This window comes from Salarchaeum sp. III, from assembly GCF_036418315.1.
Classification (GTDB): Archaea; Halobacteriota; Halobacteria; order Halobacteriales; family Halobacteriaceae; genus Salarchaeum.
Genome location: NZ_JAZHPG010000018.1, coordinates 1 through 24722 on the forward strand (window position 1 = coordinate 1; position 24722 = coordinate 24722).

Genomic DNA, 24722 nt, shown 5'->3' on the forward strand with positions numbered 1-24722 from the left:
GCCGTTGGGGGTGCTTTTTGTTGGTCGGCGGCGCCCCGCCGCGGCTCTTCTTGTCCTTCTCCGCCGAGTCGAACGCCCGCCACTCCGGCCCCCGGTCGATTTCGTCTTCCTCCACGACGAGGCCGCACTCCGTGCAGACGGTCTCGCCGCGCTCCTCGTCGACCGCCAGGTTCCCGCCGCATTCGGGGCACTGGAGGTCCTCTGAGGACTCTGTTTCCTGCTCGGTGCGTCGCTCGTCGCTCCGGCGTCTGATTCGTGAATCACTCATAGTGAACCCGGACGGCGTCCCGCTCGCGCCGTCCCTGTGTAATCAAGTGGCTAGTGATGACGCCCGCACGGCGAATAAGGCTTATGACCGTATCGAAACCCTTACCGACGACACAACCGAGTCTCGGAGTATGAGCGAACCCGCCGTCGACGCGGAGGAAGTCCGGCACGTCGCGGACCTCGCGCGGGTCGACCTCTCGGAGGACGAGGTCGACGCGTTCGCCGAGCAGTTCTCCGAGGTCCTCGACTACTTCGAAGCCCTCGAAGACGTACCCGAAGTCGAGTCCGAACCCGACCTCGTGAACGTGATGCGCGAGGACGAAGTCGAGGAGTCACTCTCGCAGGAAGCGGCGCTCGCGAACGCCGACGAGAGCGAGGACGGCTTCTTCAAGGGGCCGCGGGTGTCGTAGATGTCGCACAACGCGTTCATCACCGAGACGGATATCGTGGGCGACGACTCGGGCGTGCTCGACGGTCGAACGGTCGCCGTGAAGGACAACATCTCCACGGAGGGCGTCCGCACCACCTGCGGGTCGGAGATGCTCTCCGACTACGTTCCGCCCTACGACGCCACCGTCGTCTCCCGCCTCAAGGACGCGGGCGCGACCATCGTCGGGAAGGCGAACATGGACGAGTTCGGGATGGGAACGACGACGGAAACGTCGGCGTTCGGTCCCGTCACGAACCCCGTGGACGAGGAGCGCGTCCCCGGGGGGTCCTCCGGCGGAAGCGCGGCCGCGGTCGCCGCGGGTGACGCCGACCTCGCGCTCGGCAGCGACACCGGCGGCTCCATCCGCTGCCCGGCCGCCTACTGCGGCGTCGTCGGCATCAAGCCCACGTACGGCCTCGTCTCCCGCTACGGCCTTGTCGCGTACGCGAACAGCCTCGAACAGATCGGCCCCATCGCGAACACCGTCGAGGACGCCGCCGAACTCCTCTCCGTCATCGCCGGCCCGGACGAGAACGACGGGACGACCTACGAGGCGTCACGCGCCTCGAACGGTCGAGCGGGCGACGCCCGCGAGACGAGTGAGGAGGGCGCTAACGCGGACTACGCGAGCGCCGCGACCGGCGACGTCGAGGGCTTGACTATCGGCGTGCCGACCCAGCTGGTCGGCGGCCGCGAACGCGCGGGCGACGACCCCGCAGAGGGTGGCGAGACGCGAGCGGGCGCGGACGAGGCCGTGGTCGAGGTGTTCGAGGACGCGCTCGACGAGTACCGGGACGCCGGCGCCGAAATCGTCGAGGTCAGCCTTCCCTCGGTCGAGTACGCCGTCGCCGCGTACTACGTCATCGCCATGTCAGAGGCGTCCTCGAACCTCGCGCGGTTCGACGGCGTGCGCTACGGAACCTCCGCGAGCGAAGCGAGGGGGGGCTCGGAAGACGAGCACGGCGAGTCTTCCGGTGACTCCGGCGGCTACGACGGGAACTGGAACGAGGCGTTCTCCGCGGCGCGCGAGGAGGGGTTCGGCGACGAGGTCAAGCGCCGCATCCTCCTCGGGACGTACGCGCTCTCCGCGGGCTACCACGACAAGTACTACAAGCAGGCGCAGGAGGCCCGCGCGTGGGTGAAACAGGACTTCGACGAGGCGTTCGAGACGGTGGACGTGCTCGCGTCCCCGACGATGCCGATGCTCCCACCTGAACTCGGCGAAAGCCTCGACGACCCGCTCCAGATGTACCTCGCGGACGCGAACACGACACCCGTGAACCTCGCGAACCTCCCCGCAATCAGCGTGCCCGCGGGCGAGTCTGACGGCCTCCCGGTCGGCCTCCAGTTGGTGGGGCCGGCGTTCGGCGAGGAAGAGATAATTCGTGCGGGCAGTCTGCTGGCTTAGGCGGCGGTCCTGTCCTCTCTGTTCTCCGGTCGTTTCGAGCGCGTTGAGCGTTCTCGTTCCCGAATCGCGTTGCGGACGCGCTCGGAACGGTGACGACGATGTTATCTCGGATGGATGCGCGCCGGAGAAATCGGGATGCCACGGACGGGGCTGGCGCTCAGACGGGCGGGTCGGCGAACAGCGTATCGACGAGAAAGACGTAGAGAACCAGTGTAAGGAACCAGCCGCCGAAGAACGCGGCCCATGTCAGTACCTTGTAGAACCGTGACCGAGATGCGTGGAACGTCTGCGGCTCGTCGGCGAACCACACGTCACGCTCCGCGGTACCGTCGGTGACGACACCGGAACGAAACAGCAGACGGAGCGCGAGAAGCCCCGGGAGCGGCGTCAGGACGAATCCGAGGTAGACTAGCGCCGCTCGCCACATAGCTCCAATCACTCTCTTGATTCGATGTATTCTTTCTGTTCAGGGAGAGACGCCGTCGGCTCTGTCAGCCCCGGTCGCCCAGCGCTACTCAGTTTTCGCCGTCCGCGGTCGTTCCGGTGCAGCCGGTGAGCCGGCGCTCGGCGAGCATACTGTCTCCGGCGGCCACAGCGTTTTGGTGGGTTCGTTCGGGGAAGCCTGTATGGGAACTGAGGAACCGCCGGCCCCGAGCGGTGAGAACCGCGCCGGCGAGGAACCGAGCGCCGCCCCGGTCGGTGAAACGACCGACGAGGCGACGGTCGCCGAGGGAGGCGTCGAACTCGAACGAACCATCGGACTCGTCGGCGGACTCGCCATCGGCGTCGGGACGATGATAGGCGCGGGTATTTTCGTCTTCCCTGGATTGGCCGCGGCGGAGGCGGGACCGGCGGCGGCCGCGTCGTACGCCATCGGTGGCGTCATCGCGCTCCTCGTAGCGCTCCCGGCATCGGAACTCGCGACCGCGATGCCGCGCTCCGGCGGCGGCTACTACTTCATCTCGCGCTCGCTCGGGTCCCTCCCCGGCGCAATCGTCGGTATCAGCCTCTGGCTCGGACTGGTGTTCGCGTCCTCATTCTATCTCGTCGGGTTCGGGAGCTACGCCGTCGAACTGCTCGGGCGCGCGGGCGTCGCGCTCTCCTGGCCCGTCCCGCCGACGACTGCGCTCGGCCTCGTGTTCGGCGCGCTTCTCACCGCGATGAGTTTCACCGGGACGGAGAACACGGCGAAACTCCAGAACGCCGTCGTCGCCTTGCTCCTCGTGATTCTCTCGGTCTTCCTCGGGTACGGCGGCCTCGACGCGCTCGGCGTGTTCGGCGCGTCCTCGACGCCCGAGACGTTCGCGCCGTTCGGCCTCGCGCCCGTGTTCACCACGGCCGCCCTCGTGTTCACGTCCTACCTCGGGTTCGCGCAGGTCGCGACCGTCGCGGGCGAAATCAAGAAACCCGGCCGAAACCTCCCGCTCGCGATGGTCGGGTCGGTCATCCTCGTCACCGTGTTCTACGTCGTCACCATCTTCGTCGCGACGAGCGCGTTCGGCAGCAAGACCCTCGGCGAGTTCGGCGAGACGGCGATGGTCGAGGTCGCGGGCGAGTTCTTCGGTCTCCCGGGCGTCATCGCCATCCTCGTCGCGGGACTGCTCGCCACGGTGTCGAGCGCGAACGCCTCCATCATGAGCTCCTCGCGCGCGGTGTACGCGCTGAGCCGTGACGCCCTCCTCCCGAAGAAGGCTGGCGCGATTAATCTGAAGTACGGGACGCCGCACGTCGCGCTCACCATGGCGGGCGTTCCCGTCCTCGTGCTCGTCGCGTCCGGGCAGACCGAGGTGCTCGCGGAAGTCGCGTCCTTCCTCCACCTCGTGATGTACGGCCTTATCTGCGTCGCGCTGTTCCAGCTGCGGCGGAACACGCCCGAGTGGTACGACCCTGACTTCCGCGTCCCCGCCTATCCCGTGGTCGCGGGCGTCGGCGGTCTCGCGAGTTTCGCGCTCATCGCGTTCATGCAGCGGCTCTCCCAGATAATCGGCGTGGCATTGATGGTCGCGGCGGCCGCGTGGTACTACTACTACGCTCGCGACGTCTCCCTCAAGGGGGTGCTCTAAGATGAGAAAGATACTGCTTCCGCTCCGCGTGCTGGAGGACGAATCACTCTCGGCCGGCCTCGTCCACCTGCTCGCTCCGACGGACGTGCTCGTGCTCGGCTACTACCGCGTGCCCGACCAGACGCCGCCCGGCGCGGCGCGCGAGCAGTTCGGCGACCGCGCGCAGAAACGACTGGACGACGTGGCGGCCGCGCTCCGCGACGCGGGCGCGATCGTCGAGACCCGGATGGTGTTCACGGGCGAGGTCGAGCAGACCATCGCCCGCACCGCCGACGAGGTGGACGCGGACGCTGTCGTCCATCCGGGGGCGGCGATGCAGGTCGAGGACGTGCTCGTCCCGATAGTCGGGAAGCCCGACCTCGAGAAGCTCGCCGGGTTCGTCGCCGCGCTCGTCGCGGAGCGGGACATCGACGTGACGACGTTCGCGCTCGACGAGGACCTCACGCCCGAAGCGGTGACGACGGCGCTCGCCGACGCTGGCGTGGACGCCGAGCATCTCACCGCCGCGGAGGGACCGGGCGGCGGTCCCGTGGACGCCATCGCGGCCGTCGCCGCGGAGTACGACGCCATCGTGATGGGTGAACCGCAGCCGTCGCTTACTGAGTGGGTGTTCGGTGAACTCGAAGACAGAGTCGCGACGGAAGCGCTCGGGCCCGTGTTCGTCGTTCGGGCGCGCGAGTAACTACTCCTCGTAGACGAGGTTGAGAATCCACTGGCTGAACGCGTCGCTCTGCGGGTCGAGTTCCTCCTCGCCGACGAACGGCGGGAGCATGTCGCCCGCCATGAGGAGGGAGAAGTCGAGGTCGGCCTCGTTGATGATGGGTTCGAGGTAGTACGTGGTGTTCCCGTTGTAGACGGTTTCCTCCCGCTCGACGAGCCCGTACTCTTCGAGTTTGGAGGCGATTCGGCTCCCCTTCCGGGAGGACACGTCGAGTTCCTTCCAGAAGTCGCTCTGGTGGATGCCGCCGGTTTCGTGGACGAGCTCCACCGCCCGTCGCTCGACATCCGAAAGGTCCGGCTGGTCGTCGCTAGCGCTCATAGTCGAACAGGCGTCCGCGCGCGGTTTAAATGTGGCCGTTGCGGTCGCTGACGCGCTCGTACTCGGTGCGACAGGGCGGTCCGTCCGCGTAGTCGAAGCGCACGTCGCCCTCGGTGGCGATGCGGACGAGCGAGGACGACCGCGTGCCGAACCCCCGGTCTTCGTGGTGGACGCACGCGCCGATATCGTGGTCGCGCAACACGGCTTTCACGTCGTCCAGCCACGCGTCCGGGTCGACGGCGGTGTCGGGGAGGGCGTCGCGGACCGCGGGCGCACGTTCGGGCGGCGCATATCCGGTGTTCACGACGACGTGGACGCCGGGGGTGAGTCGCTCCTCCGTGAGTTCGCCGTCCCAGGAGAGCAGAACGGCGTCGTCGGCGTCCGCGAGCACGAGGTTGAAGCCGTCGTACTCGTGCTCGTCGAGTTCCTCGAGAACGCGTTCGCGCGCCGCTTCGGCGGTATCGGCGCCGAGTGCGTCGCGGACGAGCAGGCCGCGGGAGCGCTCGCCCGTGACGCCGTCCGCGCGGCGGTTCGTGATACCGACGAACAGCCGGCTGTCGGTGACGCCCATCCACGTTCCGCCGGCGCGTTCGTCGGCGGGCGCGAGTACGCGGCGTTCCCAGTCGCGGAGTTGTGGCGGCGTCGACGGCCGGTCGACGGCCTCGTCGCGGTTCGCGGCGACAACGACGGGCGTGCCGTCGAACACCCGCCACGCGAGTATCAGGGTGCACACGGGCGTCCCAACGGCCGCCGTGGCTTAAACGTCCGCGGCCGCAGCGAGCGTTTCGCGGACGGCCGCGCGGTCGACAGTCCCCGACGCCGTGCGCGGCAGGTCGTCCGCGAACGCCACGGTGCGCGGGACCTTGTAGGCCGCGAGGCGCTCCCGGCAGAACGCCTGAAGCGTCTCGGCGTCGACGTCGCCGTCTGCGACGACGAGCGCGGCGACGCGTTCGCCCCATTCGGGGTCGTCCACGCCGACGACGGCGGCCTCCCTGACGGCGGGGTGGTCGCGGAGCACGTCCATGACTTCGGCGGGGTGGACGTTCTCGCCGCCGGTGATGATGCGGTCGGACTGCCGGTTCAGGACGTGGAGGCGGCCGCTCGCGTCCAGGTAGCCGGCGTCGCCGGTGTCGAAGCCGTACCGGGTGAAGGCGTCGGCGTTCGCGTCGGGCGCGTCGTAGTACCCGGGCGTGATGGAGGGGCCGTCGACGTGTATCGCGCCGACCTCGCCCGCCGGGAGTTCGCCCTCGGGGCCGGCGACGGTCACCTCGTAGCCCATCAACGGCCGGCCGACGGAGTCGGGCGCGGCTTCGGTTTCGTCAGGGGTGCCGGTCGCTATCTGGGACGCCGCTTCGGTCATCCCGTAACTCGGGTGGACGGGGACGCCGCGGTCGACCGCTTCCTCGCGGAGGTCCACCGGCGTGGGTGCGCCGCCGACGAGGACGAACCGGAGCGAGTCCGGGAACGACCCGGCGTCGAGCATCCGACGGAGCATCGTCGGCACGAGGCTCACGCCCGTGCAGTCCTCCGCGTCGAGAGCGTCGAGGGTTCGGTCGGCGTCGAAGCCGCGCTGGACGACCGCCGTCGTGCCGTAGAGCACGCTCCGCAGGACGACCGAGAGACCGCCCATGTGGTACATTGAGAGCGGGCAGAGCCAGCGGTCGCCCGGGGTGACGCCGAGGCGGAAGGCGGACGCGGCGGCGGCGGCGAGGAAGTTCGCGTGCGTCAACCGGACGGCTTTCGGGTCGCCGGTCGTGCCCGACGTGAACATCAGTGCGAGCGTGTCGGAGACCGACCGCTCGGTTTCGGGAGTCGACGAGTCGTGCCCAGCGAGCGCGTCCACGCCCTCGTGTTCGGCCGCGTCCACGGACGCGACCGGAACGTCGCCGGCCGCTTCGACGGCATCGGTCTCGCTCTCGGCTTCGGTGACGACGACGTGCACGTCCGCGGTCTCGACCTGAGACGCGAGTTCGGTGGGCGTGAGGCGGGCGTTCAGGGGGACGAGGGTCGCGCCGACGCGCTGGACGGCAAACACGAGGCGGACGAACGCCGGCCGCGTTTCCATCAGCACACCAACGTGGTCGCCCGGTTTGACGCCCAGTCCCGAGAGCTGCCGCGCGGTCTCCGCGACGGCAGCGTCGAGCTCGCGGAACGACCACTCCCGGCCTGAATCCGCGTCGACGAGCGCGAGCGCGTCCGGGGACGCTCGGACGCGGTGGGCGAGCCAGTCCCGCATCAGGGACGCACCTCCCCGGGGAGGGTTCCGGGTTCCTGCGGGACGCTGATTCGACCCGATTCGACGGGTGCTGGGTCCGGGCCGAGGTCGGCGTCGAGCAAGTCGGCGGTGGCGAGGCCGCACGCGGGCACGCCGGGGAGGCTGGCGGCAAGGTGGACTGCCGCGGTGCGCGCGACCACGGCGTCGATGGTCGTCGTCACTACCGCCGCGACCCCGGCCTCGCGCGCGGTCAGCGCGGCCTCTCTCGCGCGGTCGACGCCGCCGAGCGCCATCGGCTTCAGGACGACGACGTCCGCCGCCTCGGCCGCGAGCACGTCCCGAACAGAGTGCTCGGTGAGCGTCTCGTCGACGGCGACACCCACGTCGTGCTCGCGGAGGGCGGCGTGGCCGTCCAAATCCGATTTCGGGAGGGGCTGTTCGACGTAGGAGACAACGCCGGCGAGTTCGTCGAGCGCGTAGTTCGCCTCGTCGGCGCTCCAGGCGGCGTTCGCGTCCGCGCGGAGTTCCACGTCGTCGTGGACGGCGTCGCGGACCGCACGCACTCGTTCTACGTCGTCCTCAACGTCGCGCGCGCCGACCTTCACCTTCACGCAGTCGAACCCGGCGTCGACGGCCTCGCGGGCGGATTCGACGGTGTCGTCGACCGAGCTGTCGCCGACGGTGGCGTTCACGGGCACGTCGTCAACGCGGGCGTCGTCGCCGAGGAAGCGGTAGAGCGGTTGGCGTTCGACGCGGCTGGCGGCGTCGAGGTGGGCGAGCGAGACGGCGTGCCTGGCTGCCGGCGCGTCCGTGCAGGCGTCGAGCGCGGCCTGCCAGTCGGGAAGCGCGGCATCGGCGGCTTCGAGCGCGTTCCGGCAGTCCTCGTGGGATTCCGTCCAGCCGGGGAGCGGAGTGGCTTCTCCCAGACCGTCGCGGGTGCGGAGGAGGAACCCCTCGCGTTCGGTGATAGTGCCGGCGGCGGTGTCGAGCGGCGACGCGAGAGGGAGGCTGAACGGTTCTATCATAGTGCGAGTCCGAGCGCGAACAGGATGGTGTAGAGCGCGAGCGTCTGACCCGTCCGCGTGAGCGCGGGGTTCAGTTTCTCGCCAGCGGTTTCGGTGAGCACGGTCCGGGTGACGGACGCGGCGAGCGGGAGCGAGAGCAGCGGGAGGAGGGCGAACGGGTCGGCGGTGCGGAGGTAGAACCAGCCGGGCGTGAGGTAGGCGAGCGCGAACAGCGCGACGTACTGCGCGCGGCTGAACGCGTAGCCGAAGCGGACGGCGAGCGTGTTCTTCCCCGTCCGGGCGTCCTCCTCGCGGTCGCGGACGTTGTTCACGACGAGAACGTTCGTCGCTATCGCGCCCACGGGAAGGCTCGCGACGAACGCGTCTACGGTCACGGTTCCCGCGGGAATCCAGAGCGGGAACGCGCCGGCGACGAGGGACGCGGCCTGCACGTAGTACGTGCCGACGACCGCGACGACGCCGAAGAAGACGAACACGAACAGGTCGCCGAGTCCGTGGTAGCCGAGCGGGTAGGGGCCGCCGGTGTACGCGATGCCGGACGCGACCGAGAGCAGGCCGATGACGAGGATTGGGAGGCCGCCAACGTACACGAGGTAGGTGCCGAGGAGGATGGCGGCGGCGAACGTCCCGTACATCGCGCGCTTCACCTCACCGGGTTCGATGAGGCCGCTCGCAGTCACGCGCGTAAACCCTTCGCGGTCCTCGGTGTCCGCTCCCTGCACGGCGTCGTAGTAGTCGTTCGCGAAGTTCGTGCCGATCTGGATGAGGAGCGACCCGACGAGCGCCGCGAGCGCCGGAAGCGGGACGAACACGCCGTCCCGGAGCGCGAGGCCGACACCGACGACCACGGGTGCGGCGGCGGCCGGAAACGTGTGCGGGCGCGCCGCCACCACCCAGGCGCGCGTCCGCGAGATGTCCGCTGACTCTGACATACGCCGGGGTTCGTGGCGGTGGAGGAAAGCGCCTGCGATTGGACAACCCCGTGCGCTTTATCACGCCGGCACTCGGAGTCCCCGGGCGTGTCCGAGACCGCGACCGACATCGAGCCGGAGCGCGCACCGCGAGGGGAGAGCTGGCTGTACGCGTGGGGTGGTGCGAACGTCGCCATCGGCGTCGCCAGCCTCCTCGTTCCGCTCTACGTCGTCCAGCTGGGCGGGGACGCGGTCGCGCTCGGCGTGCTCTGGTTCGCCACCTCGATGGCGATGGCGCCGAGTTCGCTCGCGGTCGGCCTGCTCACGGACAGATTCGGTCACCAGCGCACCATCGTTCTCGTTGGATTTGTGGGCGTCGCGGTCGCGTTCGCCGCGCTCCCGCTCCTCGGGTCGGTCGCCGCGGTCGTCATCGCGGACGCGGTGCTCTGGCTGTTCGTCGCCGCGGTCACGCCCGTGCTCACCACGCTCGTGCTCGCTGACGCCCCCCAGCACCGCTGGAACGGCCGCATCGCCCGCCTGAACAAGTACCAGGGGTACGGCTGGACCGGCGGCCTCGTGCTCGGGTCGGTGTGGACGCTCATCGTCGGCGAGTACCTGATACCCATCGAGACCCAGCGCGCGCTCCTCTGGCTCTGCACCGGCATCGTCGTCGTGTGCACCGTCGCGGCCGCGCGCTCGCTCCCGAGCGAACCCGGGACGCGCGGGCTGCGCGGCCGTCTCCGCGGTCGCCCATCCCGGCGCGCGGTGCGCTCCGTCTTCTCCCCGCTGCTTCCGGGGCGCGTCGTCTCGCTCGCCCGCAGCAGCAGCCCACGGGACCTGCTGTCCGGTCTCAGTCGCTCCCTCCTGCTGTACTTCGCGGCCGTCTCCGTCTTCTTCGCGGGGTTCTCCGTGTTCAGCGCCCCGCTCCCCGACTTCCTCACGAAAGCCGGGTTCGGCGACGACGCCGTGTTCGCGCTGTACGTCGTTTCCAGCCTCGCCTCAGCGGTGTTCTACGTCGGCGCGGGCGAACTCGCGGACCGCTACGATCTCCGCCGCCTCCAGTCCGGCGCGCTCGGCCTGCGAGCCGCCGTCTTCCCGGTCATCGCGGCTGTCGGCTACGCCGTTCAGGCGTCGACGCTCCCCGGCCTGCTCGCCGTCGCCTGCCTGTTCGCGCTCGTCGGGCTCTCCTGGGCCATCATCGCCGTCACCGCGAACTCCCTCGTCGCTCGGTACGCCAGCCCCAACAATCGCGGGGCCGCGCTCGGTCTCTACACCGCGCTCTCCTCGGCGGCTGGCGGGGTTGGCGGCCTGTTCGGCGGCTGGCTCGCCGCAACATACGATTACGTTCCAACCTTTGCTGCCGCCGCTGTGCTCGTCGTCGGTGGCGCCGCGGTCGTGCTCGCGCTTGACTACTTCGAGGGCGGTCCCACGAACTGAGAATGCGAGTCGGAGTTAACATGGAGGGGGTGGAAGGAGGAGGTGTGACACGCTCCCCGTGTCACGCTCGCTACGGGAGTTCGAACGACCCCCGTCGTTCGCCTGACCATCCCGACATGCACTGACTGGCACCGCCGCCGTCGGGCGTTCGCGCGGCTCCGTAGCGGCCGTGCGTGGACGCGCCCGCGACCGGCGATTCGGACACACTCGGGGACGGCTCCCCCTCGTCCCCTCCTGCAGTCTGTCCTACTCTGCGGTCTCTACGCTTCTGAACTCGAAGCGCGCACCGCCGGACGCGCTCTCCGTCAGTTCGACCTCCCAGCCGTGCGCTTCGGCGATACTGCGAGCGATGTTCAGCCCCAGTCCGGTTCCGGTGTCGCTCGACGAGTACCCGGTCTCGAACACGCGCTCGCGGGCCTGTTCGGGAATCCCTGGGCCGTCGTCCGCGACGTAGAAGCCGTCCGTGAGCGCGCCGACCGTGACGGTTACGCGGCCGTTCTCGTCCGCGCCGTGCTCCATTGCGTTCCGGAAGAGGTTTTCGAGGAGTTGCTGGAAGCGGCTGCGGTCCGCGAGTATGCGTTCGAGGTCGCGGGTTTCGAGCGTCGCGCCGTCGGTGTCGACGGCCGCCCACGCGTCGGCGACGACGCTGTCGAGCGCGACTGGCGCGGGGTCGTTCACGGTTTCGCCCTGCCGGGCGAGCGCGAGCACGTCCTCGATGAGTTCGCGCATCCGGTCGAGCGCGGCGTCCGCGCGGTTCAGGGAGTCTTCTGTGTCCCCGTCAGCTGTTTCCCGCGCGAGGTCGACGTAGCCCTCGGCGACGTTCAGTGGGTTGCGGAGGTCGTGGCTGACGATGGACGCGAACTCGGCGAGTCGTCGGTTCTGGCGGGCGAGTTCCTGCTCGCGTGCCGCGAGCTGTTCTCTGGTTTCGATGGCCGAAATGGCGTTCCCGAGCGTCTCCCCGAGTTCGGTGAGCACCTCGCGCTCCGCCGTGTCGAACACCTCGGGGCGGTCCGCGTAGATGCTGTAGAACCCGTAGACGGTGTCCTCGTGATGGATGGGGACGACGGCGAGCGAGCGGATGCCGTGCTCCTCGAGCGTGTCCCACCACGGCTCCATCGTCTCGTCCTCGAACACGTCCGGGATGGCCTGCGTCTCCCGGGTCTTGATCGCGCGGCCGCCCGCTCCCCGTCCCTTCGGCGTCTCGTCCACGGTGATGGTGATGGATTCGTAGTAGTCGTCGGGTAGTCCCGCCCACGCGGACGCCCGGACGGTGTTGTCCTCGCGGTCGTATCGGCCAACCCAGACCGACTCGTAGGGGGCGGAGGTGGCGAGGCGGTCGCAGACGGACTGTTCGAGGTCGTCCCGGTCGTCCGCCTGCACGACCTCTTGCGTGGCGACGCGGAGCGCGTTGGCGATACGGTTCAGGCGGTTGAGGTCGCGCTGGCGCTTCCGGTTCCGGGCGTCGTACAGGCCGACGACCACGCCCGCGAACGCGCCGACCGTCGCTGCGTCCGCCACCGCGGTGGAGAACAGCGAGGCGAGCACGGGCGCGTCCACGGTCACCCAGAGCACCGCCGTGGGCATCGACACCGCGCTGAGCGCCGTCCACGCGAGCACGCGGTCCGTACACCACGCGGACACCAGGTCGCCGCGCGCGACGAACACGCCGATGACGGCGATACCGACTGCGAGCACGATGACCGCGAACGCCATCGGGGGTTCTGACCCCGTCGTCATGAGGTGCGCGACCACGAGCACCGCGCCCAGCGCGACGAGCGCCAGACCGCATACGCGCCGGGATACGAGAGTCACACCGTCCACTCGGCACGACGAACGAAAATAGGTTGGGACACCCCAGTCGCACCATCACGGAATTCGGCGTTCGGAAGTACGCCGACCGTACCGGTCGCCGGAGGCGACCGGCGTTTTTGGTGGAGGTTTTTGCGGTGAGTGGTCAGCGAAGCTGACCCGAACCGGAAAAAAGTCCGTTAGTAGTACCAGGGGTAGTCGTCGAAGTCTGGGTCGCGGTTTTCGAGGAAGGCTTCGCGGCCTTCGCGCGCCTCGTCGGTCATGTAGCCGAGGCGGGTGGCTTCGCCGGCGAACACCTGCTGGCCGACCATGCCGTCGTCGGCCATGTTGAACGCGTATTTGAGCATGCGGATGGCGGTGGGGCTCTTCTGACTCATCTCGTCAGCCCACTCCAGGGCGACGTCTTCGAGGTCGTCGTGGGGGACGGCTTCGTTCACCATCCCCATGTCGGCGGCTTCCTCCGCCGAGTACGTCTTCCCGCGGAAGAACACCTCGCGGGCTTTCTTCTGGCCGACCTGTTTGGCGAGGTAGGCGGAGCCGAACCCGGCGTCGAACGACGCGACGTCAGGGTCGGTCTGGAGGAACTTCGCGTTCTCGTCCGAGGCGAGCGTGATGTCGCAGACGACGTGGAGGCTGTGGCCGCCGCCGACGGCCCAGCCGGGGACGACGGCGACGACGGGCTTGGGCATGAAGCGGATGGCGCGCTGGACTTCGAGGATGTGGAGGCGGCCCGCCTCACCCGGGTCGGGGTTCTCGTCTCGCGGCTCCGCCGCTCGACCGGTCCCGTCTCTCCGGTCCGGGTTCTCGTCCTCACCCTGATACTCGTACCCCGACTCGCCGCGGACGGACTGGTCGCCGCCCGAGCAGAACGCCCAGCCGCCGTCCTTCGGGCTGGGGCCGTTCCCGGTGAGGAGGACGCAGCCGATGTCGGTCTGGCGTTTCGCGTGGTCGAGCGCGGTGGCGAGTTCGTCCACGGTGCCGGGACGGAACGCGTTGCGTTTCTCGGGGCGGTCGAACGCGATGCGCACCGCGTCCACGGCCGTCCCACGGTGGTACGTGATGTCGCGGAAGTCGAAGCCCTCGACCGGCTCCCAGCGGTCGGGGTCGAAGAGTTCAGAGACCATACTCGCACTCCCGGGCAAGCGCGCAAAAAGCTTCCCTACTCGACGAGCTCGTCCACGACGGACTCCCTGAGTTCCTCGCGGCGGCGGTGGCTCGCCTCGGCGTCCGTCACGACCTCGACGACCTGGGTTCCCTCGCTTTTGAGGCTGGCGCGGTAGCGTTCGGGGAAGCCGTCGTAGTCGGTGCGGGCGTAGTCGAAGCCGTAGAGGTCGCTCGTGGGTTCGAAGTCGAGGCCGTGCGGCGTCTTGAACTGGCCCTGGAACGGGGGGTCGAACTCCTCGATGGGGAGCATGTGGAAGATGCCGCCGCCGTCGTTGTTCACGAGGACGACGGTCGCGTCGACGCCGCAGCGTGCGAGCGCGAGCAACCCATTGGAGTCGTGGTAGTACGCGAGGTCGCCGGTGAGGAGAACCAGGGGGTCGTCGGTCGCGCTCCCCGCGCCGAGGGCGGTGGAGGTGATGCCGTCGATGCCGGACGCGCCGCGGTTCGCGAGCACGGACACGTCGGCGTCGCGGGGGCGGGCGAACCGGTCGATGTCGCGGACGGGCATCGAGTTCGAGACGAAGACCGTGGACGGGTCAGGGGCGGACGCGACGACCTCGCGGGCTATCGCGCCCTCCAGTCGGTCGGCGTCCGCGACCACGTTCCAGTGCGCGTCCTCGGCTGTACGGAGTTCCGGCCAGTCCGCGCCCGGGGAGTCGACGCGCTCGCGGAGCTCGCGGGCGAGTGGAGCGGGGTCGCTGACGACGAGGTCACTCGCGGTGAACGAGGCCTCCCGCCAGCCGCCGGCCGGGTCGACGAGGACGTGTCGGGCGTCGGTGCGCGCGAGGTAGTTCCGGAGCGGCTTCGAGGTCGGGGACGCGCCGAACCGCAGGACGAGGTCGGGGCTGGGCCAGTCGGCGGTGACGCGCTCGTCGAGGTAGCCGTCGTACCCGCCGAGCGTCGGCACGCGCCGGGTGTGCTCGCCGAATCGGAGTCCGGAGAGCGGGTCGGCGAGAACGGGATACCCGAGCGTGTCTGCGAGTCGGCCGATTTCGGGGGCGTGCGTCGGGTGGTCGGTCGGGCCGGCGACGACGAGGCCGCGCTCCGCGTCCGAAACCAGGCTCGCGAGCCGGTCGAGCGCGTCCTCGCTGGGGTGGGTTTCGCCGTTTCCGATGGTGACGAACGGGCCGTCCCGGCCGTTCGCGGCGAGCGGATGCCGGTCGGCGAAGTCGTCCGGGACGGCGTGCGGCGGCTCCGCTTCCGTGGGTTCGAGCGGCTTCGGGAACGGACAGTTCAGGTGAACCGGTCCGGGGTTCGCCCCCCGGGTTTCAGCGAGCGCGCGGTGAACCGTCGTGCGGACGGAGCGGAGGCGACGCGGTTCCGCGTTCGGTTCGGGGAGCGTCTTGTAGAACCGGACCGCGTCGCCGTAGAGTTTCTCCTGGTCGACGGTCTGGTTCGCGCCGCTGTCACGGAGTTCGGCGGGGCGGTCGGCGGTGAGCAGGAGGAGGGGAACGCGGGCTTGGGCGGCCTCCATCACGGCCGGGTAGAGGTTCGCGGTCGCCGTCCCGGAGGTGGTGACGACGGGCGTTGGACGGCCGGTGCGTTTCGCGCGGCCGAGCGCGAAGAACGCCGCGGCGCGCTCGTCGAGGTGGCTGAACACTCGAATTTTCTCGTGGGCGTCGAGCGCGACCGTCAGCGGCGTGGAGCGGCTGCCGGGCGCGATGCAGACCGCCTCGACGCCGGCCTTCGCGAGTTCGTCGACGACGGCGCGCGCGAACAGCGTGCTCCGATTGGGTGCGGTCATTCGAGCGCGTCGAGGATTGGGCGGTACTTGAGCAGGACTTCCGCCCATTCGGCGTCGGGGTCGGAGTCCGCGACGATGCCGTTACCCGCGAACAGCGTGACCGTCCGGTCGTGCGCGACCGCGGAGCGGATGCCGACCGCGAACGTGCCGTCGCCGTCCGCGTCGAACCAGCCGACGGGGGCGGCGTACCACCCGCGGTCGAACGCCTCTATCTCTCGAATCGCGTCGAGCGCGTCGGCCGGCGGGAGGCCGCCGACGGCGGGCGTGGGGTGGAGGGCGTCCACGAGCGAGAGCACGTGTTCGTCCGTGTCGGCGCTGATGGGCGTGAAGAGGTGCTGGACGTTCGTGAGCTTCCGGACGCCCTGTTCGCCGGTCGCGACGTTCCGCACGTGTCCGTCGAGCTGGCGGCGGATGCTGTCCGCGACCAACTGGTGTTCGTGCTGGAACTTCGCGGACTCGCGGAGGTCGGCTTCGAGGGCGTCGTCCCCCGCAGGCGTGTCGCCGCGGGGTGCGGTGGAGGCGAGCGCGCCGGTTTCGAGGCGGCCGCCGTGGCGGGTGACGAGGCGTTCGGGGGTCGCGCCGAAGAACGTCCCGCCGCCGTTCGCGTGGAACGCGAACCGAAAGCAGTCCGGGTAGGCGTCGCCGAGGCGCTCGAAGGTATCGGGAAGCGAGAAGGGCGCGTCGAGAGTCGCGCGCAGCGACTGCGCGAGCACGGCCTTCTCTAGGTCGCCGGACTCAATGCGCGCCACCACGCGTTTGACCTGTTCGCGCCACGTCTCGCGGTCGGTGGTTCGTGCGGTCTCGCGGATTCCCGGCGGCGGTCCGGCGTCGTCGTCGACTCTGGCGTCTGTGGCGACGTTGTCGAGCGTGCGGTCGACGGACGCGGGGGTCGCGTCCGCACCGTATTCGTTCACGGTGAGGTAGGTGGCGTCGTCGGTGACGGTGAACTGGACGTGGGGGAGAACGAACCCGGCGCCGGGGAAGCCGTCCCAGACGCCGGTGTTGTCGTGCTGGGTGTGAAAGGAGAAGCCGCCGACGAACCGGGGGCGTGCGGCCCGGGGCGCGGCGTCGGGACGGTCGACGGAGGCGAAGACTGTCGCGGCCTGTTCGCGGACGGCGTCGAAGCGGTTCGTGCCGGCGGTGGTGATGTACGCGGCCGCACCGCGGGCGAGGACGGCGGGTTCGCTGGGTGCCGTCCACACCGCGTGGGGCCGTTCGGTGGCCCGCACGAGCGCGGTGAGCGGGGTGTCGTCGAGTCGGCGGGTCCGGCTGACGAGCCGTCCGCCCGCTGGGACGGACTCCTGCGCGTTACGCCGAGTTCCCATTACCCGATTTTTGACCGGCGGTCGTTTATACTTTCCAGTCCGCGACCACGGACGAATACCGTGAGTTATATTGCAAGCTAGATTTATTATTCGGATACGATGGTAGACGACCGGATTCCGACGACGCACATCGGCAGCCTCCCCCGACCGCCCGAACTCCTCGACCTCCTCAAGAAACGGGAGGACGGCGAGGACGTGGACCCCGACGAGTGGGAGGACGCAACCACCGACGCGACCCACGAGGTCGTCCGCCGACAGGCCGAGGTCGGCATCGACAGCGCGAACAACGGCGAGCAGTCCCGGGTCTCCTTCAACTGGTACGTGAAGAACCGCCTCAGCGGCATCGAAGGCACCGAAGAGCAGGAACTCTGGGCGGACCTCCAGGACTACCCGGACTACGCGGAGGAGACGTTCAAGACCGACGTCATCAACCTCGCGGAACACCCGGTCGTCACCGGCCCGCTCGAATACACCGGCTACGAGGAAGCGGAGGCCGAAATCGCCGAGTTCGAGGCCGCCCTCGACGATGTGGACGCCGACTTCGACGATACGTTCCTCACCTCGGCGTCCCCGAGCGTCGTCACCGCCACACACGTCGACGACCACTACGGCGACTACGAGGAGTACCTGTTCGCCGCCGCGGACGCGATGCAGGAGGAGTACGAACTCGTCGCCGACGCCGGGTTCACGCTCCAGATCGACGCACCGGAACTCCTCACGGTCGGCCAGACGGCCGCGTACGCCGACTCCTCCATCGACGAAATCAAGGGCGCAACCGAACTCCACGTCCAAGCCCTGAACGAGGCGCTCGAAAACGTTCCCGCCGAACAGGTGCGCCTCCATACGTGCTGGGGAAGCTACGAGGGCCCCGGCCACCTCGACACGCCGCTCGCCGAGATGCTGCCCGTGCTCTACGAGGCCGACATCACGGGCCTGAGCGTCGAGCAGGCGAACCCCCGCCACCAGCACGAATACCGCGCCTTCGGCGAACACCCGCTCCCCGACGGCTGGACGCTCATCCCCGGCGTCGTGGACGTGAAGACGAACATCATCGACCACCCAGAAACAATCGCCGACCGCATCGAACGCGTCGCCGACGCCGTCCCCGACGACACGCCACTGGTCGCCGCGCCCGACTGCGGGTTCGGCACGCAAGCCGGCCTCGGCATGGTCGACCCCGAAATCGCGTGGGCGAAACTCGAAGCGCTCGACGAGGGCGCAGAAATCGCCGCAGACCGCCTCTACTGAACGACCCGGCTAGCTATATCGCCGCACGCCTCGCCATCGCTCAGCGTTCACTCGTTCCGCGGCGCGTAGCGCCGCGTGTCAGCTGTACCGCTCTTCGTTCCAGGGGTTCGCTGTGTTCGAGTAGCCGCGTTTCTCCCAGTAGCCGCGCTCGGGTTCGGTGAGGAATTCGACGCCGTCCACCCACTTCGCGCCCTTGTAGGCGTAGCGGTGCGGGGTGACGACGCGGAGCGGGCCGCCGTGTTCGCGGGGGAGGTCGTCGCCGTCGTACCCCCAGACGAACATGACTTCCTCGCGCGCGCACTGCTCCAACGGGAGGTTGGTGGTGTAGCCGTCGAGCGCGTGGAACATGACGTGGACGGCGTCGGACTGAACGCCCGCGGCGTCCATCAGGGCGGGGAAGGTGACGCCCGTGAATGTACAGTCGAACTTCGACCAGCCGGTCACGCAGTGGAAGTCCTGGCGCTGTGTCTCGCTCGGGAGGCCCTGGAACTCCTCGAAGGAGAGCGAGAGTTCCTCGTCGACCGCGCCGGTGACGGTGAACGTCCAGTCGTCCGGGTCGTAGTTCGGCGTGCTGCCCTTCGAGAGCACGGGGAACTTGCTCGTCTCCCGCTGTCCCGGCGGGAGTCGCTCCCCGTTGAACTCCTCGTGGAGGTCCGTAACGTCCTTCACGCTCATACCTGGACTTCGGACAGGACGCACGTATGCGTACCGATACCGGGAACGCCTAACTCTCAATACTTCTCACCAGGATTCCTTTTCGACGAGAGGAAGAATACTTTCTACAGGGGAAAGTCGGCCCGCCAAGTTTATCAACGGGTGGGGCAAACGGCCACGTAGAACCCATGCCGACAGTGGAGCTAAACATCCCCGACCACATCGAGATGCAGATCGCCCAGCTCGTCGAACAGGGCGAGTTCATGAGCCGCGAAGAAGCCATCGAGGACCTCCTCTCCGCGGGAATCCGCGCGTACAAGACCAGCGGTCCGATGGACGACGACGCCGGCCTCGAGGACGAGGGCATGATGGGGCACGAGGACGAGTACGTCTTCTAGGGCGTGTGAGCGCGTAGCGAGCAAGGTTTTTACCGTCAAATCGCATAGCACGATTATGCACAAAGACGAACTGCTCGACCTCCACGAACAACTGGTCGAAATCAAGGACGACATCCGCGATTACGACCAGATTAACGAGGAGGCGTTCGAGGCCTACGAGCAACTCGACGTCGACCCGAGCCACGTCCACAAGTCCAAGAGCGAGCACAAGCACGCCGTGTTCGTCCTCGGGAACGCGCTCGCGAACGCGATGAGCGAGGACGAGTTCTCGAACGCCGGCCGCCTCTCCAAGCGCATGGAGGAACTCGCGGACGACGCCGGCTCAAAACTCTGAAGCGTTCTCCGCGCTCTGTTGAGTTACTGAGCCGGCAGTCTCCCGTATCCCGCCCGGTTTAACTAAATACGAGTCATACGATTGTCGTTTCTTGGTGTCGATCGTTCTGCCGAATGACGATAGCACCGGCGAATATGACGATTGATACAGCAATAATCGCTATTTTAACCCGTCCAGTAGCGAGGCCAGAGGCAGCGAACACAATCCATCCAAGGGCTCCAAGAAGGTGCCATGGACGCTGTTCCTGGGACTGGAGTGATTTCCATAGTAATCCAGCTGCCACTACCAGTCCAATACCGGAAATGACTATTTCTACCATTATGCTATTGGGGGGAACCACCACGGCAAGTCAGTTTGTTCTTCCGGCCTTACAACTATATCTCCCTCAGATATCTCCCCATGTTGTTCATCAGCACGTTTAAATTTGATAGTGTCGGCCTCCGGGTAGTGCTCTACAAACTCGTCGCGCACTGCACACGCAGCCCCAGCACTAGCCGTTGTTATTCCAAGAAAGATTTCATCACCAGGAACAGGGTCAGTCAGTGACGCAGCTGTCCACACAGACAGCCCTTCAGGAGCAAGGTCACAGAGTGTTTCTACCTCCTCAGAGTACACTGTACTGGGAGAGACGTATAGCATCCCCCTCGCGTTTCCAGCTCCAGAAGTAAGCCCAGCAGTTACTGCCGCCCCGCCTACCCCAACACTGCCAATTTTTTTAAGTACGTTTCTTCGCCCCTCGTTTATAGAGTTATAGTTATCATCTTCCATGGTGTATTACAGACAGCGCTCCCAAAGGATAAAAATTATTTGTCTAGTATTTACTCAATATAATTATAGTATAAAGTATAAGTTTGGATTGTGCTTATATCCTTCCTCCAAATCAGTGCAACACGCCGTATTCCAGTAGAACCTCGAAGTTAAGAGTTGAACAGCGTACTGTCTCCGTCGGCACCGCAGCCAACAAGTCGTTTACCCACGCTACGTCTTGCAGTTATGCTGGACACATCGTTTCGCATTCTACCACGTTGTACGTGACGCGTTCCATGACACACTCACGTCAGTGGTTCATCCATCGATACAGTTTCTCGGCTAGAGGCCTGCAAGATAGCGTTTCCGTAATGTATAGTATAGCGGCGCTTCGCCGTTCGATTTTATTACTGCGCCGCGGATTCGTACGCCGTCTGGAACTCCGTGAGCTGTTCGTTCACGCGCGCCGCGCCCTCCTCCAGTGCGTCCAGCGGATTCTCGCCGTCCTCCGTCTTGAGGGAGAGGAGGGGTTCGGTCTGGCCGCCCGACTGCTCGGGGTTCTGGTCGTACGTCGCCGCGGCGACGCTGTCCAGTTCGAGGAGCGCGCCCTTCAGGACGTTCATGAAGGTGTGGTCCTCGCCCCCGATTTCTATCACCAGTTCGGACTCCGATTGCTCGACAACCCGCAAATCCATACACGAACGCAGGGGTAGCGCGCGTTTCAATCGTCCGCACCGACCTCCGCGCGCGGCCGGCGGGACGCCTCCCGGGTCGCGCGGTGTCGGCCGACGCGTTTTATTGGTGGGGCGTGACTTGACTCGGGTATGGTGTCGCTCCCCGTCGTCCTCGCGCTCTCCTGCCTGCTCGGCGCAGCCGTCGCGGGCCTCCTCTCCCGGTTCGCCGGCGTCCGTCTCTCGGACGGCCTGCTAGTGGTTGCGCCCGTCGTCGGCGTCCTCGGGACCGGCGTCGCGGCCGCCACGGGCCTCGTTCCCGTCGACCCGGCGCTCGCCGCAGCGCTCGCGCTCGCGCTGGTCGCGTCGTTCGGAGTGGTTCGCGCCCTCGACCGCCCGCGCGGGCGGTGGTTCCGCCGCCTCCGCTCGCGCCTCCTGTTCGGCGTTCCGTGGGGGTCGCTCGTGTCGGTTCTCGGCGTACTCGCGTTCTACCTGTTCGTGCAGGGCGGCGCCGACGGCCTCTACTCGCCACTCACGCTTCCGTTCACGTCGTGGTCGTACACGTACCCGCTGGGCGTGCTCACCGCGCCGTTCGCGCACTCGGGCTACGGCCACCTCTACGGAAACCTCGTCGGGACCGTCGTGCTCGCGCCGCTCGCGGAGTACGCGTTCAGCCACTTCCCCACCGAGCGCGGCGAGGGGAGTTTCTCGTCGCTCCGCACGAACCCCTACGTCCGCGCGTTCGGCCTGTTTCCGCTGGGCGTCGTTCTCGTCGGCCTCGGGACGAGCGTGTTCGCGTGGGGGCCGGTCATCGGCTTCTCCGGCGTGGTGTTCGCGTTCGCGGCGTTCGCGCTCGTGCGCTATCCGATTGCGGTCGTCGTCGCGCTCTCCCTCCGCAGCGCTGTCTCGACGCTGTACACGACACTCACCGACCCCGTTGTCGTCGCGTCCGCCGGGTCGTCCTACGGCGGGCCGTGGTGGGCGGGCGTCGCCGTGCAAGGTCACTTCCTCGGGCTGACGCTCGGCGTCCTGCTCGGCGTGCTCGTGCTCGCGAAGCGCGACCGCAGCCCGTCCGCACTCCGCCTGTTCGCGGGCACCGTCCTGTTCGCGGCGTCGCTCTCGCTGTGGGCGTGGTGGTGGTACCGCGGTCCCGCGACCTACGTCCTCTACCGCGCCGTCGGCGTTCTCTTCGTCCTCGTGGTCGGGTGGGTCGTCGCCGCGGCCGTCCGTGCAGGCGGGTCCAGGCGACCGCTCGGCTGGCGGACGGACATCTCGCGGCGCCAGGCCGGCGTCCTCCTCGTCGTCGTGCCGCTCGCCGTGATGGCGGGCGTCGCCGCGCCCATCAACTACACGACGACCGACGGGAGCGGCCTCCCCGCTGACGCCGTCGAGGTTCAGGACTACCAGGTCGCGTACGCGGAGGACGTGCCGAACCAGCGCGTGAGCGGTATCGACGTGTCGCTGTTCGGCGAGTCCACGAGCGTGAACGCGAGCGGCGTTATCGTCTACAGCAGCGAGCGCGCGCTGTGGACGGAAGCGGTCTCCGCGGGTAGCCTCGCGTTCTCGGGGTCGAGTACGGTCCGCGTCGGCGGTGTCGGCTGGGAGGAAGTGGTGCGGGCGCAGCGCCTCGGGTGGGTTGCGCAGGGCGGCGGTACGGCGTACGTCGTCTACCTGAAACCCGGTGACGGCGACTGGCGGCACGTGTACGGGTCGGACCCCGCGACGGCCGACCTGACGCTCGCCGGAACGAACGTCAGCGTCTTCCCCCGCGATGGAACGTTCTACCTCGCGCTCACGCAGGAGGGGACCGTTCTCGACACCGCAGCCGTGCCACAATCCGGAAATTCGACGATGCTCGACGGCATCCGATTCGTCCACACGGACGGTGAACTGGTCGCCGTCTACGACGGCACGCGCGTGACGGTCGCGAGTGAGGAGACGTACAACTAGTCCCAGGAGATCCGATAGACTTCCGCGTCGAGCGTCTTCGATTCCGTGTCGTGAAACTCGAACTGGCGGGCGAGTTCGAACTCGGCGCGAAAGGCGTGCGTGACTTCGCCACCCGCGTCGGCCGCGAACGACTCGACGAACTCCCTGCTGCCGGCGTTGTGCACGGAGTAGGAGACCGCGGCGAGCCGGCTCGCGCTGTCGAGGAATCGTCGGTCGGCGTGTTCGTTCCCGTGCTGCGCGCCGAACGGCGGGTTCATCAGCACGGTCGCGTTCGAGGCCGAGAGCGGCGGCCGGGTCGCGTCCCCGAGAACCCAGTCCACCGAGGCCGTGGACGCGACCCGGGATTCGTTCTCGCGGGCGACCGCGAGCGCACTCGCGTCCACGTCGAGGCCGACGACCTGCGGCGCGTCCGCGAGCGCCGCGCCGAGCGCGAACATTCCCGTTCCCGTCCCTAAATCGAGGACGGTTCGGTCGAGGTCGTCGTGGAGGCCGGCGAGGTGGACGACGTGCGCCGCCAGTTCCGCGGGCGTCGGGTACTGTTCGAGGTCGACCCGCGGCTCTCGGAAGCCTTCGACGGACGCGAGTCGCTGTTCGAGCGCGCGTTTCACGGGGAGAGGAAGGAGCGGGAGGGAGAAACGCCTTACGAGAGGGAGAGCGGGCCGTCGAGTTCGAGGGTGACGCCCTCGCGGCGTGCGCGTTCGGCGGACGCGGCGAGCGCGGGTTCGACCTTGGATTCCTCGGCGACGCCGTCGAAGGAGACCGTGAGGGTGTCCGCGCCGAGGTAGGCGGCGGCGTCGATGTGGTCGCGCACGCGGTCGATTTCGTCCTGGGTGGCGAACGAGCAGTCCTCGTCGAAGCATGCGGAGAGTTCGAGGACGTCCGCGGTGTAGTTCTCCGCCTGGAGTTCGTCCTTCACGTCGCGCAGGTAGGTGGTGGAGAGGGAGGCAAGGGATTCCGCGTCGACGGTGACGGGAGTGGCGTTCGTCGGGCGACAGTTCGCGACCGCGCTTCGGATACCGGACTGCGTCGTGCTCATACACACCCATACATACTGAGAATACAAAAGCCTTTGTCTATGTTCAGTAGTAATTATAGGGTGGTCGAACGGCGTTTTCATTGATTTCACCGATAACACTCTTGACGCTGGGAAGCGTACCGGCGAGCATGTCCATCGACCGGGAAACGTTCGACGCAGCGAGCGAGGGCGAACTCGCCGACCTGTCGACGCCGGAGCGCGTCCTCGGGTTCCTCGCCGCGCACGCCGACCGGGCGTTCGAGGCGACCGAAATCGCGTCCCGCACGTCCCTCGACTCCGGCGCGGTGAGCACCGCGCTCTCCCGACTGAAAGAGCGCGGCCTGGTCGAACACAAGGCGACCTACTGGGCGGTGACCGACGACACCGACCGACTCGACTCGTACAGCGGCTACGAACGCGCCACCGCGCTGTTCGACGACCGACTCGGCGAGGAAGACGCGGACGCGTGGCGCGAGCACGCGCCCGACCAGCCCCACCCGAGCGAGGACGCGTGACCGCCGACGACACCGACCGAATCTACGCGCGCGGCGACGTCGTCTACGGAACCGACCCGTTCAAGCGGCGGGCGGCCGGACGGCCGTGGCTCGTTCTCTCAAACCACAGCGGGCGTCCGTTCCACGGCGACCAGTACATCGCGGTCACGCTGACCACGCGCTCGTGGCTCGACGGACTGCTCGACATCCCGGCGTCGAGTTGGGTTCGCGGCGGCACTCCCGAACCCAGTCGTGTCGTCCCGTGGGGCGTGCAATCGCTCGCCGCGGACGACATCGCGCGATGGCAGGGACGACTCTCCGAAGACGTGGTCGAGAAGACGGTGACGGCTCTCGTCGAAGAACTAGACGGGTAG

27 protein-coding genes are annotated in these 24722 nt (G+C 68.0%); 11 read left to right on the forward strand and 16 right to left on the reverse strand.

Annotated features, from left to right (window positions below; all coding sequences use genetic code 11):
* Positions 1-268 (reverse strand): TFIIB-type zinc ribbon-containing protein (locus tag U3A55_RS03060; RefSeq protein WP_330990059.1); only part of this gene is annotated, 268 nt, incomplete at its 3' end.
* A gap of 130 nt (positions 269-398) precedes the next feature.
* Here U3A55_RS03060 and gatC point away from each other — a divergent pair.
* Positions 399-677: an Asp-tRNA(Asn)/Glu-tRNA(Gln) amidotransferase subunit GatC gene (gatC, locus tag U3A55_RS03065; protein WP_330990060.1), complete on the forward strand. Its 279-nt coding sequence runs from the start codon at positions 399-401 to the stop codon at positions 675-677.
* The gene (locus U3A55_RS03070; protein WP_330990061.1) at positions 678-2105 is read left to right on the forward strand and encodes an amidase family protein; all 1428 of its coding nucleotides are present in this window, start codon (positions 678-680) and stop codon (positions 2103-2105) included.
* 157 nt (positions 2106-2262) lie between these two features.
* On the opposite strand, the gene U3A55_RS03075 is transcribed toward U3A55_RS03070, so the two are convergent.
* Positions 2263-2532: a hypothetical protein gene (locus U3A55_RS03075; protein WP_330990062.1), complete on the reverse strand. Its 270-nt coding sequence runs from the start codon at positions 2530-2532 to the stop codon at positions 2263-2265.
* 199 nt (positions 2533-2731) lie between these two features.
* Between U3A55_RS03075 and U3A55_RS03080 the strand changes: the two genes are divergently transcribed.
* Complete coding sequence (locus U3A55_RS03080) at positions 2732-4168, forward strand: APC family permease (protein ID WP_330990063.1); 1437 nt, start codon at positions 2732-2734, stop codon at positions 4166-4168.
* A 1-nt stretch (position 4169) separates the two neighbouring features.
* A complete protein-coding gene (locus U3A55_RS03085; protein WP_330990064.1) occupies positions 4170-4850 on the forward strand; it encodes a universal stress protein in 681 nt (226 codons plus the stop codon).
* Here the strand turns inward: U3A55_RS03085 and U3A55_RS03090 are convergent, their stop codons facing one another.
* From U3A55_RS03090 to U3A55_RS03110, 5 genes are read right to left on the reverse strand one after another with little or no spacing between them, the layout of a single operon-like run.
* Positions 4851-5207, reverse strand: coding sequence for a helix-turn-helix transcriptional regulator (locus U3A55_RS03090; protein ID WP_330990065.1), 357 nt, complete (start codon positions 5205-5207; stop codon positions 4851-4853). It lies immediately after the preceding gene.
* A gap of 25 nt (positions 5208-5232) precedes the next feature.
* On the reverse strand, positions 5233-5940 hold the full coding sequence (locus U3A55_RS03095; protein WP_330990066.1) for an NRDE family protein: 708 nt from the start codon (positions 5938-5940) through the stop codon (positions 5233-5235).
* Positions 5941-5964: 24 nt separating this feature from the next.
* Positions 5965-7443, reverse strand: coding sequence for an o-succinylbenzoate--CoA ligase (gene menE, locus U3A55_RS03100; RefSeq protein WP_330990067.1), 1479 nt, complete (start codon positions 7441-7443; stop codon positions 5965-5967).
* A complete protein-coding gene (locus U3A55_RS03105; protein ID WP_330990068.1) occupies positions 7443-8447 on the reverse strand; it encodes a mandelate racemase/muconate lactonizing enzyme family protein in 1005 nt (334 codons plus the stop codon). The genes menE and U3A55_RS03105 overlap by 1 nt, the downstream gene beginning before the upstream one ends.
* A complete protein-coding gene (locus U3A55_RS03110; RefSeq protein ID WP_330990069.1) occupies positions 8444-9379 on the reverse strand; it encodes a 1,4-dihydroxy-2-naphthoate polyprenyltransferase in 936 nt (311 codons plus the stop codon). Before U3A55_RS03110 ends, U3A55_RS03105 begins: the two co-directional genes overlap by 4 nt.
* An 87-nt stretch (positions 9380-9466) precedes the next feature.
* On the opposite strand from U3A55_RS03110, the gene U3A55_RS03115 reads away from it, so the two are divergent.
* Positions 9467-10795: an MFS transporter gene (locus U3A55_RS03115; RefSeq protein ID WP_330990070.1), complete on the forward strand. Its 1329-nt coding sequence runs from the start codon at positions 9467-9469 to the stop codon at positions 10793-10795.
* Between the two features lie 246 nt (positions 10796-11041).
* Here the strand turns inward: U3A55_RS03115 and U3A55_RS03120 are convergent, their stop codons facing one another.
* The 4 genes from U3A55_RS03120 to U3A55_RS03135 form a co-directional block, all read right to left on the reverse strand.
* Positions 11042-12607 carry a receiver/sensor box histidine kinase gene (locus U3A55_RS03120; protein WP_330990071.1) on the reverse strand — a complete coding sequence of 522 codons (1566 nt, stop codon included), beginning with the start codon at positions 12605-12607 and terminating at the stop codon, positions 11042-11044.
* A 176-nt stretch (positions 12608-12783) separates the two neighbouring features.
* Positions 12784-13728: a 1,4-dihydroxy-2-naphthoyl-CoA synthase gene (locus U3A55_RS03125; protein WP_330990072.1), complete on the reverse strand. Its 945-nt coding sequence runs from the start codon at positions 13726-13728 to the stop codon at positions 12784-12786.
* A 35-nt stretch (positions 13729-13763) separates the two neighbouring features.
* The gene (menD, locus tag U3A55_RS03130; protein WP_330990073.1) at positions 13764-15512 is read right to left on the reverse strand and encodes a 2-succinyl-5-enolpyruvyl-6-hydroxy-3-cyclohexene-1-carboxylic-acid synthase; all 1749 of its coding nucleotides are present in this window, start codon (positions 15510-15512) and stop codon (positions 13764-13766) included.
* Positions 15509-16837, reverse strand: a complete 1329-nt coding sequence (locus U3A55_RS03135) for an isochorismate synthase (RefSeq protein ID WP_330990074.1) — start codon at positions 16835-16837, stop codon at positions 15509-15511. Before U3A55_RS03135 ends, menD begins: the two co-directional genes overlap by 4 nt.
* Positions 16838-16936: 99 nt before the next feature.
* Here U3A55_RS03135 and U3A55_RS03140 point away from each other — a divergent pair, with 99 nt between their 5' ends.
* Positions 16937-18085: a cobalamin-independent methionine synthase II family protein gene (locus U3A55_RS03140; RefSeq protein WP_330990075.1), complete on the forward strand. Its 1149-nt coding sequence runs from the start codon at positions 16937-16939 to the stop codon at positions 18083-18085.
* Positions 18086-18163: 78 nt separating this feature from the next.
* Here U3A55_RS03140 and U3A55_RS03145 read toward each other — a convergent pair whose 3' ends face one another.
* Positions 18164-18760 carry a sulfite oxidase-like oxidoreductase gene (locus tag U3A55_RS03145; RefSeq protein ID WP_330990076.1) on the reverse strand — a complete coding sequence of 199 codons (597 nt, stop codon included), beginning with the start codon at positions 18758-18760 and terminating at the stop codon, positions 18164-18166.
* Positions 18761-18927: 167 nt separating this feature from the next.
* Here U3A55_RS03145 and U3A55_RS03150 point away from each other — a divergent pair, with 167 nt between their 5' ends.
* A complete protein-coding gene (locus tag U3A55_RS03150; RefSeq protein WP_145847473.1) occupies positions 18928-19137 on the forward strand; it encodes a DUF7120 family protein in 210 nt (69 codons plus the stop codon).
* A gap of 55 nt (positions 19138-19192) precedes the next feature.
* The gene (locus U3A55_RS03155) at positions 19193-19471 is read left to right on the forward strand and encodes a UPF0058 family protein (protein WP_330990077.1); all 279 of its coding nucleotides are present in this window, start codon (positions 19193-19195) and stop codon (positions 19469-19471) included.
* 318 nt (positions 19472-19789) lie between these two features.
* Here the strand turns inward: U3A55_RS03155 and U3A55_RS03160 are convergent, their stop codons facing one another.
* Both U3A55_RS03160 and U3A55_RS03165 read right to left on the reverse strand, forming a co-directional pair.
* Entirely contained in the window at positions 19790-20239 is a 450-nt protein-coding gene (locus U3A55_RS03160; protein WP_330990078.1) for a hypothetical protein, read from the reverse strand.
* Between the two features lie 386 nt (positions 20240-20625).
* Positions 20626-20913: a DNA-directed RNA polymerase subunit L gene (locus U3A55_RS03165; protein WP_330990079.1), complete on the reverse strand. Its 288-nt coding sequence runs from the start codon at positions 20911-20913 to the stop codon at positions 20626-20628.
* Positions 20914-21042: 129 nt separating this feature from the next.
* Between U3A55_RS03165 and U3A55_RS03170 the strand changes: the two genes are divergently transcribed.
* Positions 21043-22839, forward strand: a complete 1797-nt coding sequence (locus U3A55_RS03170; RefSeq protein ID WP_330990080.1) for a rhomboid family intramembrane serine protease — start codon at positions 21043-21045, stop codon at positions 22837-22839.
* Here U3A55_RS03170 and U3A55_RS03175 read toward each other — a convergent pair.
* Together U3A55_RS03175 and U3A55_RS03180 are read right to left on the reverse strand one after the other, a co-directional pair.
* A complete protein-coding gene (locus U3A55_RS03175; protein WP_330990081.1) occupies positions 22836-23447 on the reverse strand; it encodes an METTL5 family protein in 612 nt (203 codons plus the stop codon). The two genes, U3A55_RS03170 and U3A55_RS03175, sit on opposite strands and share 4 nt — an antisense overlap.
* Before the next feature lie 32 nt (positions 23448-23479).
* Positions 23480-23875, reverse strand: coding sequence for a hypothetical protein (locus U3A55_RS03180; protein WP_330990082.1), 396 nt, complete (start codon positions 23873-23875; stop codon positions 23480-23482).
* A 128-nt stretch (positions 23876-24003) separates the two neighbouring features.
* On the opposite strand from U3A55_RS03180, the gene U3A55_RS03185 reads away from it, so the two are divergent.
* Together U3A55_RS03185 and U3A55_RS03190 are read left to right on the forward strand one after the other, a co-directional pair.
* Entirely contained in the window at positions 24004-24369 is a 366-nt protein-coding gene (locus tag U3A55_RS03185; RefSeq protein ID WP_330990083.1) for a MarR family transcriptional regulator, read from the forward strand.
* Complete coding sequence (locus tag U3A55_RS03190; RefSeq protein ID WP_330990084.1) at positions 24366-24722, forward strand: type II toxin-antitoxin system PemK/MazF family toxin; 357 nt, start codon at positions 24366-24368, stop codon at positions 24720-24722. Before U3A55_RS03185 ends, U3A55_RS03190 begins: the two co-directional genes overlap by 4 nt.

Excerpts from the sequence above, each read along its gene's own strand:
- gatC (WP_330990060.1), top strand. The coding sequence starts at position 399 with ATGAGCGAACCCGCCGTCGACGCGGAGGAAGTCCGGCACGTCGCGGAC.
- U3A55_RS03070 (WP_330990061.1), top strand. The coding sequence starts at position 678 with ATGTCGCACAACGCGTTCATCACCGAGACGGATATCGTGGGCGACGAC.
- U3A55_RS03075 (WP_330990062.1), bottom strand. The coding sequence starts at position 2,532 with ATGTGGCGAGCGGCGCTAGTCTACCTCGGATTCGTCCTGACGCCGCTC.
- U3A55_RS03080 (WP_330990063.1), top strand. The coding sequence starts at position 2,732 with ATGGGAACTGAGGAACCGCCGGCCCCGAGCGGTGAGAACCGCGCCGGC.
- U3A55_RS03085 (WP_330990064.1), top strand. The coding sequence starts at position 4,170 with ATGAGAAAGATACTGCTTCCGCTCCGCGTGCTGGAGGACGAATCACTC.
- U3A55_RS03090 (WP_330990065.1), bottom strand. The coding sequence starts at position 5,207 with ATGAGCGCTAGCGACGACCAGCCGGACCTTTCGGATGTCGAGCGACGG.
- menE (WP_330990067.1), bottom strand. The coding sequence starts at position 7,443 with ATGCGGGACTGGCTCGCCCACCGCGTCCGAGCGTCCCCGGACGCGCTC.
- U3A55_RS03105 (WP_330990068.1), bottom strand. The coding sequence starts at position 8,447 with ATGATAGAACCGTTCAGCCTCCCTCTCGCGTCGCCGCTCGACACCGCC.
- U3A55_RS03110 (WP_330990069.1), bottom strand. The coding sequence starts at position 9,379 with ATGTCAGAGTCAGCGGACATCTCGCGGACGCGCGCCTGGGTGGTGGCG.
- U3A55_RS03125 (WP_330990072.1), bottom strand. The coding sequence starts at position 13,728 with ATGGTCTCTGAACTCTTCGACCCCGACCGCTGGGAGCCGGTCGAGGGC.
- menD (WP_330990073.1), bottom strand. The coding sequence starts at position 15,512 with ATGACCGCACCCAATCGGAGCACGCTGTTCGCGCGCGCCGTCGTCGAC.
- U3A55_RS03135 (WP_330990074.1), bottom strand. The coding sequence starts at position 16,837 with ATGGGAACTCGGCGTAACGCGCAGGAGTCCGTCCCAGCGGGCGGACGG.
- U3A55_RS03140 (WP_330990075.1), top strand. The coding sequence starts at position 16,937 with ATGGTAGACGACCGGATTCCGACGACGCACATCGGCAGCCTCCCCCGA.
- U3A55_RS03145 (WP_330990076.1), bottom strand. The coding sequence starts at position 18,760 with ATGAGCGTGAAGGACGTTACGGACCTCCACGAGGAGTTCAACGGGGAG.
- U3A55_RS03150 (WP_145847473.1), top strand. The coding sequence starts at position 18,928 with ATGCCGACAGTGGAGCTAAACATCCCCGACCACATCGAGATGCAGATC.
- U3A55_RS03155 (WP_330990077.1), top strand. The coding sequence starts at position 19,193 with ATGCACAAAGACGAACTGCTCGACCTCCACGAACAACTGGTCGAAATC.
- U3A55_RS03160 (WP_330990078.1), bottom strand. The coding sequence starts at position 20,239 with ATGGAAGATGATAACTATAACTCTATAAACGAGGGGCGAAGAAACGTA.
- U3A55_RS03165 (WP_330990079.1), bottom strand. The coding sequence starts at position 20,913 with ATGGATTTGCGGGTTGTCGAGCAATCGGAGTCCGAACTGGTGATAGAA.
- U3A55_RS03170 (WP_330990080.1), top strand. The coding sequence starts at position 21,043 with ATGGTGTCGCTCCCCGTCGTCCTCGCGCTCTCCTGCCTGCTCGGCGCA.
- U3A55_RS03180 (WP_330990082.1), bottom strand. The coding sequence starts at position 23,875 with ATGAGCACGACGCAGTCCGGTATCCGAAGCGCGGTCGCGAACTGTCGC.
- U3A55_RS03185 (WP_330990083.1), top strand. The coding sequence starts at position 24,004 with ATGTCCATCGACCGGGAAACGTTCGACGCAGCGAGCGAGGGCGAACTC.